At 65.8% G+C, this 12,946-nt stretch carries 9 protein-coding genes and 1 rRNA gene; 2 read left to right on the forward strand and 8 right to left on the reverse strand.

Features of this window, described 5'->3' with window-relative positions:
- Nucleotides 1–72: 72 nt before the first annotated feature.
- The 7 genes from E7V67_022895 to E7V67_022925 all read right to left on the reverse strand — a co-directional run bounded on the left by E7V67_022895 (nucleotide 73) and on the right by E7V67_022925 (nucleotide 9,670).
- A complete protein-coding gene (locus tag E7V67_022895; GenBank protein WUR12519.1) occupies nucleotides 73–1,344 on the reverse strand; it encodes an MFS transporter in 1,272 nt (423 codons plus the stop codon).
- Nucleotides 1,345–1,382: 38 nt separating this feature from the next.
- Nucleotides 1,383–1,709, reverse strand: a complete 327-nt coding sequence (locus tag E7V67_022900; GenBank protein ID WUR12520.1) for a thioredoxin family protein — start codon at nucleotides 1,707–1,709, stop codon at nucleotides 1,383–1,385.
- Between the two features lie 70 nt (nucleotides 1,710–1,779).
- On the reverse strand, nucleotides 1,780–3,660 hold the full coding sequence (locus E7V67_022905; GenBank protein WUR12521.1) for a glycoside hydrolase family 28 protein: 1,881 nt from the start codon (nucleotides 3,658–3,660) through the stop codon (nucleotides 1,780–1,782).
- Nucleotides 3,647–5,110, reverse strand: coding sequence for a pectinesterase family protein (locus tag E7V67_022910; GenBank protein ID WUR12522.1), 1,464 nt, complete (start codon nucleotides 5,108–5,110; stop codon nucleotides 3,647–3,649). The genes E7V67_022905 and E7V67_022910 overlap by 14 nt, the downstream gene beginning before the upstream one ends.
- Nucleotides 5,107–5,895 carry a rhamnogalacturonan acetylesterase gene (locus E7V67_022915; GenBank protein ID WUR12523.1) on the reverse strand — a complete coding sequence of 263 codons (789 nt, stop codon included), beginning with the start codon at nucleotides 5,893–5,895 and terminating at the stop codon, nucleotides 5,107–5,109. The genes E7V67_022910 and E7V67_022915 overlap by 4 nt, the downstream gene beginning before the upstream one ends.
- A gap of 81 nt (nucleotides 5,896–5,976) precedes the next feature.
- Entirely contained in the window at nucleotides 5,977–8,634 is a 2,658-nt protein-coding gene (locus E7V67_022920) for a TonB-dependent receptor (GenBank protein WUR12524.1), read from the reverse strand.
- Nucleotides 8,635–8,965: 331 nt separating this feature from the next.
- Entirely contained in the window at nucleotides 8,966–9,670 is a 705-nt protein-coding gene (locus E7V67_022925) for a FadR/GntR family transcriptional regulator (protein ID WUR12525.1), read from the reverse strand.
- Between the two features lie 200 nt (nucleotides 9,671–9,870).
- Here E7V67_022925 and garD point away from each other — a divergent pair, with 200 nt between their 5' ends.
- Together garD and E7V67_022935 are read left to right on the forward strand one after the other, a co-directional pair.
- On the forward strand, nucleotides 9,871–11,430 hold the full coding sequence (garD, locus tag E7V67_022930) for a galactarate dehydratase (protein ID WUR12526.1): 1,560 nt from the start codon (nucleotides 9,871–9,873) through the stop codon (nucleotides 11,428–11,430).
- Between the two features lie 76 nt (nucleotides 11,431–11,506).
- Nucleotides 11,507–12,319: an NAD(P)-dependent oxidoreductase gene (locus tag E7V67_022935; protein WUR12527.1), complete on the forward strand. Its 813-nt coding sequence runs from the start codon at nucleotides 11,507–11,509 to the stop codon at nucleotides 12,317–12,319.
- 483 nt (nucleotides 12,320–12,802) lie between these two features.
- Here E7V67_022935 and rrf read toward each other — a convergent pair.
- Nucleotides 12,803–12,915: ribosomal RNA gene (gene rrf / locus E7V67_022940) — 5S ribosomal RNA — on the reverse strand.
- Nucleotides 12,916–12,946 lie beyond the last annotated feature (31 nt).

Genomic DNA, 12,946 nt, shown 5'->3' on the forward strand with positions numbered 1-12,946 from the left:
CTGCTGGTGGCGTCATCCCTTGTCCGGGGCCGGGTCCTCTCTGCTAAAAGAAAGACCCGCTGGTGGGCGGTTCTACTTCGCCCGCGCCAGGACCAGCGCCCCAAGGCTCAGCAGCGCCGCGATCGACAGGTAGTAGCCGACATACTGCAGGCCATACTGGTTGGCCAGCATGGTGGCGATGTAGGGTGCCAGCGAGGCGCCCAGGATGCCGGCCAGGTTGAAGGTCAGCGAGGCGCCCGTGTAACGCACTTCGGCCGGGAACAGCTCGGACAGGATCGTGCCCAGCGGGCCGTACGTCATGCCCATCAGGGCCAGGCCCAGGCACAGGAACACGGTGACCTGCGTGGTGCTGCCGGAGCCGAACAGCGGCGCCATCGTCAGGCCGAACAGGGCGATGACGGCCGAGATGGCGATCAGCGTGCGGCGGCGGCCATAGCGGTCGGCCAGCAGGGCTGCCAGCGGGATCGTCAGGCCGAAGAACAAGACGGCGAACAACTGCAGCACGAGGAAATGTTCGCGCGAGAAGCCCAGCGCGGAGACGCCCCAGTTCAGCGCGAACACCGTCATCAGGTAGAACAGCACGAACGTGGCCATCGCCATCAGGGTGCCCAGCACCAGCATGCGGGTGTGGTCGCGCAGTACCGCGAGCACGGGTACCTTCACGCGCTCGCCCTTGTCCAGCACCTTCTGGAAGTCCGGCGTCTCGGTGATCTTGAGCCGCACGTACAGGCCGACCAGCACCAGCAGGGCGCTGGACAGGAACGGGATGCGCCAGCCGAAGCTGAAGAACTGTGTGTCCGTCAGCACTTCCGAGAGCAGCAGGAAGATGCCGCCCGACAGGAAGAAGCCGATCGGCGCGCCCAGTTGCGGGAACATGCCGTACCAGGCGCGCTTGCCAGGCGGTGCGTTCTCGGTGGCCAGCAACACGGCGCCGCCCCACTCGCCGCCCAGGCCCAGGCCCTGGCCGAACCGGCACAGCGCCAGCAGCAGTGGCGCCCACGCGCCGATCGACGCATAGGTCGGCAGCATGCCGATGACGACGGTGGACAGGCCCATCGTCAGCAGCGCCGCCACGAGCGTGGCCTTGCGGCCGATGCGGTCGCCGAAGTGGCCGAACACGGCCGAGCCGACGGGACGTGCGAAAAAGGCGATGGCAAAGGTGGCCAGCGACTGCAAGGTCGCGGCGGCGGCGTCGCCGGCGGGGAAGAACAGCTTGGGGAAGACGAGGACCGCAGCCGTCGCGTAGATGTAGAAATCGAAGAATTCGATGGTGGTGCCGATCAGGCTGGCGAAGAGCACGGTGCCAGCCTTGTTGGGCGTGGCACCGGGACGGGATTGATGCATGCAGACTCCGGACGAACGTTGAACGTGTTGGTGTGCCTTCAGCCGGATGTGGCGATCTGGGCAAACGCGTCGCGGATCTCGCTGGCGTCGGCGGGGCGTACGACCCGCGCCACTTCCTTCCCGTCTTGCAGGAAGATCATGGTCGGCCACAGTTTGACACGGAAGGAACGGCCCAGCAAGCGACCCGGCCCATCCTCCACCTTGAAGTGGCGGATGCCGGCGTAGTCGCCGTAGGCCTCGGCCAGCAGCGGCTGCGCGGCGCGGCAGTGGCCGCACCAGTTGGTGCCGAATTCCAGCAGTGCCGGGCCACTCAGCGCGTCGATCTCGGCGCGCGTGGGCGCCGCTTCCGTATAAGTATGTTCCATGGTGCGCTCCTTGATTGCGTGATGACGGAACATTATCACGGCCCCGGCAAAAAAGAGCGCACGGGCTTCGCTAGGCCGACAAGGTAGTGCTGATCTCCTTGCCCGCCACCTTCACGCGCGCCAACTGCAGGCCCTTGACGTTGTACAGGTACCAGGGCTGTTCGCGGTTGACCGGCGTGCCGAAGTCGCAATCGCTGATCACAACATTCGTGACGGGCACCACGGCCGGCATCGGCTGCGGGCCGTTGTAGTCGGAGGCGACCGGGCCGAGGATGACGATGGCCTGGTAGCACGAGGCCAGCTCGCCCTTCTTCGTCTTGACGTTGCCCACGGTGACGTTGGAGATCTGGATGTTGTCGACGACGGGCGGTCGCAGTCGCACCGTATCGGCCGTGGGCGTGTAATCGCAGTCGAACGTGACGACGGCGCCGGCGGCGGTGGCCACCGTCTTCGACGCGATCGGGGAGCCGGGCAGTGAGGCATAGAACGAGGGACTGGTCTGCACGCCGTTCGGGATCTTCACGTTGCGCACGTAGAAATTGCGCAGGTAGCCGCCGCGGTTCAAATTGGTCTTCAGCCGGATCGCCGTGTTGAGCGGATTGGTGGCCCAGTGCGTGTTCTCGAACACCAGGTTCTGCGCATACACGTTCTGGATGCCGCCCGCCATCTCGCTGCCCAGGGTGACGGCGCCATGGCCGCTGTGCATCACACAGTTCTGGATGACGATGTTCTGCGACGGTCCGTACTGCGTGTCGCGGTTCTTGCCGGCCTTGATGGCGATGCAGTCGTCGCCGGCGTCGAACGTGCAGCCTTCCACCAGCACCATGTCGCATGCCTCGGGATCGAAGCCGTCGCTGTTCGGGCCATGGCTTTCCGCGTGCACGTTGCGGATGACGAGATTGCGGCAATGGACCGGGTGGTGCTGCCAGAACGGCGTGTGGACCACGTGGTAGCCCTGCAGCAGCACATTGGTGCAGCCGATCAGGTGCACCATCGACGGACGCAGATAGTGCCCCAGGCCGAATACCCGCCTGGCCAGCGGCACGCCGGCCTCCGACAGTGCCGGCAGGTACTGCTCGTCGGCGCGCCATTTGTCGCCCTCGCCCTGGATCAGCAGGCGCTCGGCTTCCGTCAGGTGCGGCGCCACCTCGCGCAGCGACGCCGGATTGGCGGGATTGGCGATACGCTGGTTGATCTTGCCCGGCCCGTCGCCCGGCGTATTGGCCTGCGAGACGGGGTTGATGGTGCGGTTCTTGCCCTTCCACGTCCACCAGCAGTCGTTGCCGCCCGCGAACGGCACGCCGCCCTGGCCGTTCAGCACACTGGTCCAGTCTTCGCCGGTCAGGGCGATATTGTCCTGGCCGTAGGCATAGATCATCGACGCGAAGTTCAGGCAATCGTTGCTCTGCCAGCGCGTGATCACGAGCTTGCCGTTGGCGCCGCAATCGAAGTCGCCGTACTTCGCGTAGTCGCGTGGGTCGTTGCTGAAGTAGACGTGCGCGCCCTTCTTCAGGTGCACGTGCACGTTCGACAGCAGCACGATCGGGCCGGCCACGTACCAGTTCCCGGCCGGGATCACGACGCGGCCGCCGCCGGCCTTGTGGCAGGCCGCGATGGCCGCCTTGATGGCCGCGTAGCAGTCGTGCGCGCCCGGGGCCTGCGTATCGACCATGGCCTGGTCGTCATGCGAGACCCAGGCCTTGACCTTGGCCAACGCGCACGGCGCCGCGCCGAATTCGGTAATGAGGAAGTCCTGGTCGCGGAACCTGAGCGGCTGCGACAGGCGATCCGCGATCTCCTTGGCACGCGCCCACGGGTCCTCGGCAATGGCGGCGCGGACGCCGTTCGCCGCGCCCGCGGCGGCCAGGCCGGTGGCCGATACCGCCTTCATCATCGTGCGGCGCTGCTGGTTGATGGTGCTGCTCATCGTGTGGTCCTTATTCGTCTGCATTGTTGAATTCCGCCAGGTAGATGTCGGCCGGTGCCGGCGCCGCGCCGTAGCCGAGGTCCCGCACCGGATCGATGCCGGCCCGGCGCAGGTTGCTCCAGAAATCGTCCGACGTGAATTGGGCCGGCCGGTACGCCAGCGTGCCGGGACGGTTCCAGTCGGACCACGGCCTGGCGCGGTCGATGTGGCGGCCGATCGTCGAGTTCACGACCAGCATCTTGCCCACCGTCTCGAGCACCGTCGGCGTGATGGTGCCATGCGGCTTGCGGTACACGCTCTCGCCGCCCAGCACGCAGCGGTAGCCTTCCACCGCCACCGGCGCGTAGGGCGAACAGCGCGAGTTGTGGAACCACTGGCGCGCCAGGTAGAACTTGCCGGCCAGCGCATTGGGCGAGCCGTCATGGGTGAAGTGCACCGTGTCGAACACGAAACCGAATTTCGTCTTCCAGTTGGTATTGGGCGCGCCCACGTACGACATGCTGCGATCGCCCAGCGAGCGCACCTCGCTGCGGTAGAAGTAGGCCGTGGTATCGCCGAAGATGAAGTCGACGTCGCCCTCGATGTAGGAGCGGTGGAAGAAGCTGCGTGCCGTCACGCGCGTCTCCGCCGACTTCAGGTACAGCGTGTCCTGGAAGCCGATCAGGCGCACGTTCTCGAACTGCGCCTTGTCCGCGCCTTCCACCGTCAGCGCCACCGCCTGATGGTGCACGCGGTTGATCTGCGCATCCGGCGCGTTGCTGCCGCAGGCGCGTTCGCCACACTCTTCACGCGCGTTGCCGGTGGCCTTGTTGTACGAGTTCTCGAACGTCAGGTTGCGGGCCTGGAAGCCGTGATTGCGTACCCATACCGTCATCGAGCCGCTGGTCGAGATATTGCCGCTGCGCTCGCGCACCAGTGCGTGCATGGCCTGGATCGACGGGTCGGCGGCCGCAAACTGCGGGCCGTACTGCCTGGCGTAGTCGGCCGGCGCCACGGCGGCGTCCAGGCCGGCCGTGATGACGGTGTCCGCCGCGCTCCTGCCCTCGCCGTACAGCGTGATCGGGCGGCTGGAGGCTGGCACGTACACCAGCTCGCGGTAGGTGCCCGGCTTGACGAGGATGTAGACACGCCCGCTGGCGCCAGCGCCATCCGCGACGGCGCGGCTGACCGCCGCCTGCACGCTGGTGAACGTACGGTGACCATCGGCGCGGCCGGCGACATCGACGACATAGTCGGCCTGGAACGCCGCGCCCTGCGCCAGCGGATCGGCCAGCGGGTCCCACGGGTCTGTGACCTCACTGCCGGCCCGGCCCGTGGTTTTCAGCACTTCGGCGATCGAGATCTTCTTGCCGATGGCCGCCGGCAGTTGCGGCCGTGCGACGGCTGCCGTGCCAGCGACCGGCGCCCGCGTTGCCGGCGCCTGGCATCCGGTCATCAAGAGCGCCACCGCGGCGAAGGTCAGGCCGAGCTTCACTGCCCCTCCTCCGGCCGGAACTCCGCCGCGAGCGCCGGGATGGCGGCCTTGATCTCGCGCTCGACCATGCGAGCGAAATAGGCCGCGCCTTTCGCCCCCACGTGCGTGTAATCGAAAGCGCTCTTGGCGGCGCCCTGCGGCTCCACCGTGGCGGCGCTGCCGGCCACCGGTGCCGGCGCGGCCGGCGGCTTCGGCGCCACTGCCAGCGTGTCCGCCTCGTCCGGCCCCATTGCCTGCACTGCGGCGACACTGTCGGCGTTCAGGTCCAGCAGCGCGACCTGTTTCGTCGCCGCGGTGGTGCGGATCACGTCCGCCCACGGCTGCAAGGTGTTCTCCAGCTTGCCGTCCTTGAAGCTGCGCCGCGTCAGCGGCGTGACCAGCACCGGCACGCCGCCCAGCGCCTTGACCTCGTCCACGTAGCGCGCCATGTTGACGGGGAATTCCGTCTTCAGGTCGGTCGAGCGGCCCGGCTTGCCCGGCTGGTCGTTGTGACCGAACTGGATCAATACATAGGTGGCGCGGTACGCGCTGCTGCCCTTCAGCAGGCCCAGTACCTCGTCCCAGCGGCCCTCGGCCCGGAAGCTGCCGGAGCTGCGGCCGCCCTTGGCCAGGTTGAGGCACGTATCGGCCCGGATCACGCGGGCGCAGAACGCGTCGCCATAACCGCTGGCGGTGGCCATCGTGGAGTCGCCCACCAGGATGAAACGAACGGGCTTCGTGTCGGCCGCGCCGGCGCTGCCGGCGGCCAGCGCGATGCATGCGGCGGCAAGGAATTTGACGGTCATGGTGTCCTCCAAAAGAAAATGCGGCGCCCGCTGCGGTAGAGGCAGGCCGGCGCCGCGCGTCACATCAGGTGCGCAATCCGATCAGAAGTTGTAGGTCGCGCGCAGATTGTACGAGCGGCCGATCGGGCTGGCGGCACTGGACAGGTAGCTGAACGAGTAGCCGCTGTGGTTCGTCACCGGCGGGTCGGCGTCGAACACGTTGGTGATGCCGAAGATCAGTTGCAGGTTCTTGATGCCCTTGTAGCCGATCGTCAGGTTCCACGGCTTGTACGAGTTGATGTCGCGCCAGTACTGCTCGGCCACCAGGTTCTGGTCCTCGTATTTCGAGTTGTAGTTCTGCGTTGCCTGCGCGGTCCAATCGCCCTTCGACCAGCCGAACTTCAGCGTGTGCTTCCAGCGGTAGGTGATGATCGGGAAGCTCGACGTGGTACCGTTCGACGCGTTGCCGAAGCGGCCGATGTTGGAGACCCACTCGTCGCCCGGGAACAGCTGGTTGTCGAATTTCGTCAGGTAGGTGCCATCCAGTTCGATGCGGAAATCGCCGTACTCGCTGCGCGGGAAGCGGTACGTTGCCGAGACGTCGATACCGGCCGCCTTCTGGCCGCCCAGGTTCATCGTCGTGTTGTTGATGAACGCCAGCGTGCCGTCCGGATTACGCACGAACAGGTTGGCGTAGCGCGCCGGGTCCTGGAAGTAGACCTGTTCCGGCAGGTTCGCCAGCATGTCCTTCATGCGGATGTTCCAGTAGTCGAGCGACAGGGTCATCGACTTGATCGGTTCCATTACCACGCCCAGCGTGAAGCCGCGCGATTTCTCTGGCTTCAGGTTCGAGTTCGACCCCACCTGCTTCGGCAGCTGCACATCGCAGACTTCCGATTCCACGTAGCCCGGCAGCGGGTTGCCAGTGCCGGCAATCGCTGGCGTGGCGCTCGGGCACAGCACCGGGTCGTCCCAGCGCGAGCTGGTCTTGCCGGTCGCGCCGGGCAGGCGGTAGCCGTAGGCGTCGAACAGCGTCGGCGCGCGGAAGCCGGTGTTGGCCGAACCGCGGAACATCAGCGTCTTGGTCGGCTCCCAGCGGAAGCTGGCCTTCGGATTGATCGTGTTGCCGTAGTCGCTGAAGTAGTCGTCGCGCGCGGCGAAGTTCAAGGTGAGCTGCTTCGTCAGCGGCACATCGAGCTCGGCGTACAGGGCGTACACGTTGCGCTGGCCTTCGCCGTGCGAGGCGGTGCTGTTCAGGTACTGCACCTCGTTCTGGATCGCCAGCTTGTCGTCGCGCGTGGTCGTGTGATTGACGTCCGCGCCGATCGCCAGCGCCATCGAACCGCCGGCCAGCTCCATCAGCGAACGGCTGACGGTCAGGTCGGCACCCGTATAGGTGCTGCGCGAGTCGCGGTTCTTGATGCCGTCCACCGAGATCGTCTTCAGGTAGTCGAGGCCGGCCTGGTCCTGCAGTCCGAACGGATTCAATGCACCGCTCTTCAGGCCGTCGAGCAGGCCCTGGCCGCGCACGAAGCCGCGGTCATAGTAGTTCTCGCGGTCGCTGATGCCGATCACCAGCCCGGCGCGGTAGTCCCAGGCGCCGAACTTGCCCTCGTCGACGAAGGCGAGGCGCTGGTTGACCTGCTTGTCCTTCTGCACGGCGATGCCCAGGTCGGCCACCGACCACGTGACGCTCAGGGGCGCGCCGTTCAGGCCGGACATGGCCGGCACGCCGCCGCTGTTCCCCGGATACCACTTGGACGACGCCGGCAGCTGGGCCGTGACGCCGTTGACGGCCACCGATTGGGTCGGGTTACGGGCCGCCAGGATGTGCGCCTGGCCGCGCGTGTATTCGACGCTGAAGGTGTGGTCTTCGCTGAACTGGCGGGTCGCGCGGGCGTAGAAGCTCAGTTGCGCGTTCTCGTGCAGCGCGGTGCCGTATTCGCTGTTGTTGATCAGGCAGGTGTTCTTGGCGCCGACGATGGAGTACGGCTCCGCGCAGATGCCCGCGTAGGGATTGCGGGCGGTCTTGTTGGCGTCGGTGGTGAAGTTGGCCGGCATCGCATAGCCGCCGCTGCCGATGGTGCGCGAGCGGCCGATCTGCGCCAGGATCTCGTCCGAGCCCAGGTGCGGGCGGTCCTTCGAGGCGAGCCGGCTGCGCTGGTGGAAGTCGATCGTCGCATATGCGTTCCAGCCGTCGCTGGCCAGGCTGCCCTTGCCGAAGGTCAGGGTCGCGCGCTGCTCGTCACCGCCGCCGCTGCGCTCCGGCTCGACCCATTGGCCCGTGATGGAGCCGCCCTCGATCTCGCGCTTGGTGACGAAGTTGACGACACCGCCGATGGCGTCCGAACCGTAGATCGACGAGGCGCCGTCGTTCAGGATCTCGACGCGCGCCAGGGCGCTCATCGGAATCACGTCCAGATTGGCGTAGCCGGACGAGATGGCCTCGTTGGCCAGGCGACGGCCGTTCAGCAGTACCAGCGTGCGGTTCACGCCCAGGCCGCGCAGGTTGATATTGGTGCCCGAGCCGGCGTTGGACGGGGCCAGCGAGGCCGATTGCGGCAGCGCCATCATCACGTCCGCCAGCGTGGTCAGGCCGCGCTGCGCGAACTCCTCGGCCTTGATGGTGGTGATCGGCAGGGCTTCCTCGTTCGCCAGGCGCTTGATCGACGAGCCGGTCACTTCCACTCGCTGCATCGGGGCCTCCTGTGCCGCCGCCTGGTTCGCCACGGCCAGCACGGCCAGTGCAATGGAAGTCATTACCAGCCGTGGCTGACAGAGGGTTGCGCGCTTGTTCATGCTTCTCGTCTCCTTGTTTTTTCCAAATTGAGTTATGTCGGCGCGCTTGCGCACGGCCGGCTTTGGAGCACCTCGCGTACTCCGTGCCGCTGCGACGAGGGCCGCATGGGGGCCGAGGTCGCAGGCGGTCGCTAACTTATTGGTGCGAGATCAGGGGCGCGGCAAGTGGCGCTGGTGCGCTCCTTGCCGGCATACTTGGCGGGGTTGGCCCGATGGTATCTTGTTCATCCTGTCTCCTCGGCGCGCCTGGGTTTTTATGTGGCGCGTCGGTCCTGCTTTTTTATCGGTACTGCTAGCCGCGCGAGAACGTCCGCGTCACGCGTTCCAGGTGCGCGCGCATCGCCTTGCGCGCCGCGGCCGGGTCGTGCGCCGCGATCGCTTCGAAGATGCGGCGATGGTCCTTCAGCGTTTCCTGGCGCAGCTCCTCGGTCTGGAAGTGCTCCTTCAGCTTGTGCCATAGCCGGCCGCGCTGGTCCCACAGGTATTCCAGCGAACCGACCATCGCGCCGTTGCCGGTGGCACGGCCGATCGCCAGGTGGAAGTTGCGATCGGCCAGCTCGTTGGTGGTCTTGTTGGCGTGATGCGCCTCCATTTCTTCCACCGCTTTCAGGATCGCGTCGATCGCGCTGTCCGTTGCCGTGCGCGCGGCCATCGCCGCGATCTCGCCTTCGATCAGGCGGCGCGCCGAGAGCACCTCGAACGGCCCCGGTCCGCCTTCCGGCAGCCTGGTCGGGGGCTCCGGCACCTCGCTGACGTACACGCCCGAGCCGCCACGTACCTCGATCACGCCGCCCAGCTCCAAGGCGATCAATGCTTCGCGCAGCGAGGCCCGGCTGACAGCGAGCCTGGTCGCCAGGTCACGTTCGGACGGCAGGCGGGCACCGGCCCGAATGCCCTCGGCCGCGATCAGCGCCTGGATGCGGTCCGCCACCACGCGGTACAGCCGCGGTTCGTGGTGGGCCGATTCGAGCGTACCGATGGGGCCCCTCTTCTGCATACGTCTCCTGCTTGTCTTATTGTTTAGCCATCTGGTCAGGCCATTCTAAAGCGGTCAGACCAAAATCGCAATGTGGACTAGCCAAAAATATTCGCCTCTGTCATACTGAAGTCATCAGACAACATACCGGCACGCGTGTTTCGGCGTTGCGATCACGCAACAATCACAGCCAGCAAAGTGCCATTCCTCCAGGATTGAAGATGACAGCGAGCACTCCGCGCCGTATCCACATGCACGAGAACGACAATGTGGCGATCGTCGTCAACGACGGCGGCCTGCCGGCCGGCACCGTGTTCCCCGACGGCCTGACGCTGGTCGAAGGCGTCCCGCAAGGGCACAAGGTGGCGCTGATCGACCTGGCGCAGGGCGATGCCGTGGTCCGCTACAACGTGACGATCGGGCGGGCCGCGAAAGCCATCTCGAAGGGCAGCTGGGTCTCCGAGCAGCTGCTGGAAATGCCGGCCGCGCGCGAACTGGATAACCTGCCGATCGCCACCGTCAAGCCGGCAGCGCTGCCGCCGCTGGAGGGCTACACGTTCCAGGGCTTCCGCAACGAGGACGGTTCCGTCGGCACCCGCAACATCCTGGCGATCACGACGACCGTCCAGTGCGTGTCCGGCGTGGTGGAGTTCGCCGTCAAGCGCATCAAGGCCGAGCTGCTGCCGCGCTATCCGAACGTGGACGACGTGGTCGGCCTGGAACACACCTATGGTTGCGGCGTGGCGATCGATGCGCCGAACGCGATGGTGCCGATCCGCACGCTGCACAACATCAGCAAGAACCCAAATTTCGGCGGCCAGGCCATGGTCGTTTCGCTGGGCTGCGAGAAGCTGCAGCCCACGCGCCTGTTCCCGAAAGGCTCGATCCCGATCCGCAAGGCCGACAACAGCGTCGCCGACGAGGCGCCCGTCGTCTGCCTGCAGGACAGCCACCATGTCGGCTTCATGTCGATGATCGACTCGATCATGCAGACGGCCGAACAGCAGCTGGAAGTGCTGAACCGGCGCCAGCGGGTCACGTGCCCGGCCTCGGACCTCGTCGTCGGCGTGCAATGCGGCGGCAGCGATGCGTTCTCCGGCGTGACGGCCAATCCGGCGGTGGGCTTCGCCACCGACCTGCTGGTGCGCGCGGGTGCCACCGTGATGTTCTCGGAAGTGACGGAGGTGCGCGACGGCATCGACCAGCTGACGTCGCGCGCCGTCAACGAGGAAGTGGCGCAAGCGATGATCCGCGAGATGGACTGGTACGACAATTACCTGAAGCGGGGCGGCGTCGACCGCAGCGCCAATACGACGCCGGGAAACAAGAAGGGCGGGTTGTCCAACATCGTCGAGAAGGCGATGGGGTCGATCGTCAAGTCCGGCAGCAGCCCGATCTCCGGTGTGCTGTCGCCAGGCGAGAAGCTGACGACGAAAGGCCTGATCTACGCGGCCACGCCGGCCTCGGACTTCATCTGCGGCACACTGCAGCTGGCCGCCGGCATGAACCTGCACGTCTTCACGACGGGCCGCGGCACGCCCTACGGCCTGGCCGAAGTCCCGGTCATCAAGGTGGCCACGCGCGACGACCTCGCGCGCCGCTGGCACGACCTGATGGACGTGAACGCTGGCCGCATCGCCACCGGCGAGGCGACCATCGAAAGCGTCGGCTGGGAGTTGTTCCAGCTGATGCTCGATGTCGCCAGCGGCAAGAAGACGTGGGCCGAACACTGGAAGCTGCACAATGCGCTGGTGCTGTTCAACCCCGCGCCGGTGACGTGACGCGATCGCTCACGCACGTGAGCCGACGTCCACGCACTTCTCTGGTCAAATACCCTGGTTAACAATAGGACCTACTATGACGACGAAAAAACCATTCAAGCGCCTGCTGCTGACGGGCGCCGCGGGCGGCCTGGGCAAGATCCTGCGCGAACGCATCAAGCCCTGGGCCGACGTGGTGCGCCTGTCCGACATCGGCGACCTGGGCGAGGCCCGCGAGGGCGAGGAAATCGTCCAGTGCGACCTGGCCGACAAGCCGGCCGTGCTGGCCATGATGGAAGGCGTGGACGCGGTGCTGCACTTCGGCGGCATCTCGACGGAAAACACCTTCGAGAACATCATGCACGCCAATATCCAGGGCACGTACAACATCTATGAGGCCGCGCACCGCCATGGCGTCAAGCGCATCGTGTTCGCCAGCTCGAACCACGCGATCGGCTTCTATCCGCAGACGCAGGTCATCGACGCGGACGATCCACCGCGGCCGGATTCGATGTATGGGCTGTCGAAGGTGTTCGGCGAGCAGCTGTCGCGCTACTACTTCGACCGCGCCGGCATCGAGACCGTGTGCCTGCGCATCGGCTCGTCGTTCCCGGCCGTGAACAACCCGCGCATGATGTGCACCTGGCTGTCCTACGACGACCTGGTCGAGGCGCTGCGTGTCTCGCTGCTGACGCCGCGGGTAGGCCACACGATCCTGTTCGGCGCCTCCAACAACAAGCGCCAGTGGTGGGACAACCGCAAGGCCGCGCACCTGGGCTTCCAGCCGAAGGACAGCTCGGAACAGTTCCGCGCCGACGTGCCGGAAACGGGCGAGTACCCGCCTGAAGACGATGCCGCCAGCAACTACCACGGCGGCAAGTTCATCTTCGATGGGCCGATGTACAAGTAACGACCGTAGCTGCTTCTCTAATCGGGGACAGCCTCCGATTCCAAGTGGAATCGGAGGCTGTCCCCGATTTCGTTTGGGCTACTGTCGGGTCGGGCTTCAGGCAAGCCTTATGCGGGTCGGCCGCTCAGCCAGTTGCCACCGTGGTGTCAGGCACCTGTCTTCGGGTCTCTGACCCGAAGACAGGTGCCTGACACCGGGGGTTCCAGAGCCGGGTGGCGTTCGTTTTGCGAGCCGAGCCTTGTGGATTTTCATCGCGCAAGTCGGCATGGTCCTGCGATAAAAACCAGGGTCAGTCCCTGAAGGGACTGACCCTAACCCCGATGTGGCAGTTGCGGATCTAAATATCAGCAAGCGGTCACTGGCGTCGCAGGCTTAGGGTCTGTCCCCGCAGGGGACTGACCCTGGTTTTAATCACGGCAGCACATGCGTAGAAATGAAAAAAGCCCGCTGCGATCACGCAGCGGGCTTTTCTCGGGTATAACAGCCTGACGATAACCTACTTTCACACTGGTTGCAGCACTATCATCGGCGCAAAGTCGTTTCACGGTCCTGTTCGGGATGGGAAGGGGTGGGACCGACTTGCTATGGTCATCAGGCATGACTTGTACGCAGCCTCGTTCCCGGTTG

This window comes from [Empedobacter] haloabium, assembly GCA_008011715.2.
Taxonomy (GTDB): Bacteria; Pseudomonadota; Gammaproteobacteria; order Burkholderiales; family Burkholderiaceae_D; genus Rugamonas; species Rugamonas haloabia.

Coding starts and splice junctions, on each gene's coding strand:
- E7V67_022895 (WUR12519.1), bottom strand. CDS start 1,344: ATGCATCAATCCCGTCCCGGTGCCACGCCCAACAAGGCTGGCACCGTG.
- E7V67_022900 (WUR12520.1), bottom strand. CDS start 1,709: ATGGAACATACTTATACGGAAGCGGCGCCCACGCGCGCCGAGATCGAC.
- E7V67_022905 (WUR12521.1), bottom strand. CDS start 3,660: ATGCAGACGAATAAGGACCACACGATGAGCAGCACCATCAACCAGCAG.
- E7V67_022915 (WUR12523.1), bottom strand. CDS start 5,895: ATGACCGTCAAATTCCTTGCCGCCGCATGCATCGCGCTGGCCGCCGGC.
- E7V67_022920 (WUR12524.1), bottom strand. CDS start 8,634: ATGACTTCCATTGCACTGGCCGTGCTGGCCGTGGCGAACCAGGCGGCG.
- E7V67_022925 (WUR12525.1), bottom strand. CDS start 9,670: ATGCAGAAGAGGGGCCCCATCGGTACGCTCGAATCGGCCCACCACGAA.
- garD (WUR12526.1), top strand. CDS start 9,871: ATGACAGCGAGCACTCCGCGCCGTATCCACATGCACGAGAACGACAAT.
- E7V67_022935 (WUR12527.1), top strand. CDS start 11,507: ATGACGACGAAAAAACCATTCAAGCGCCTGCTGCTGACGGGCGCCGCG.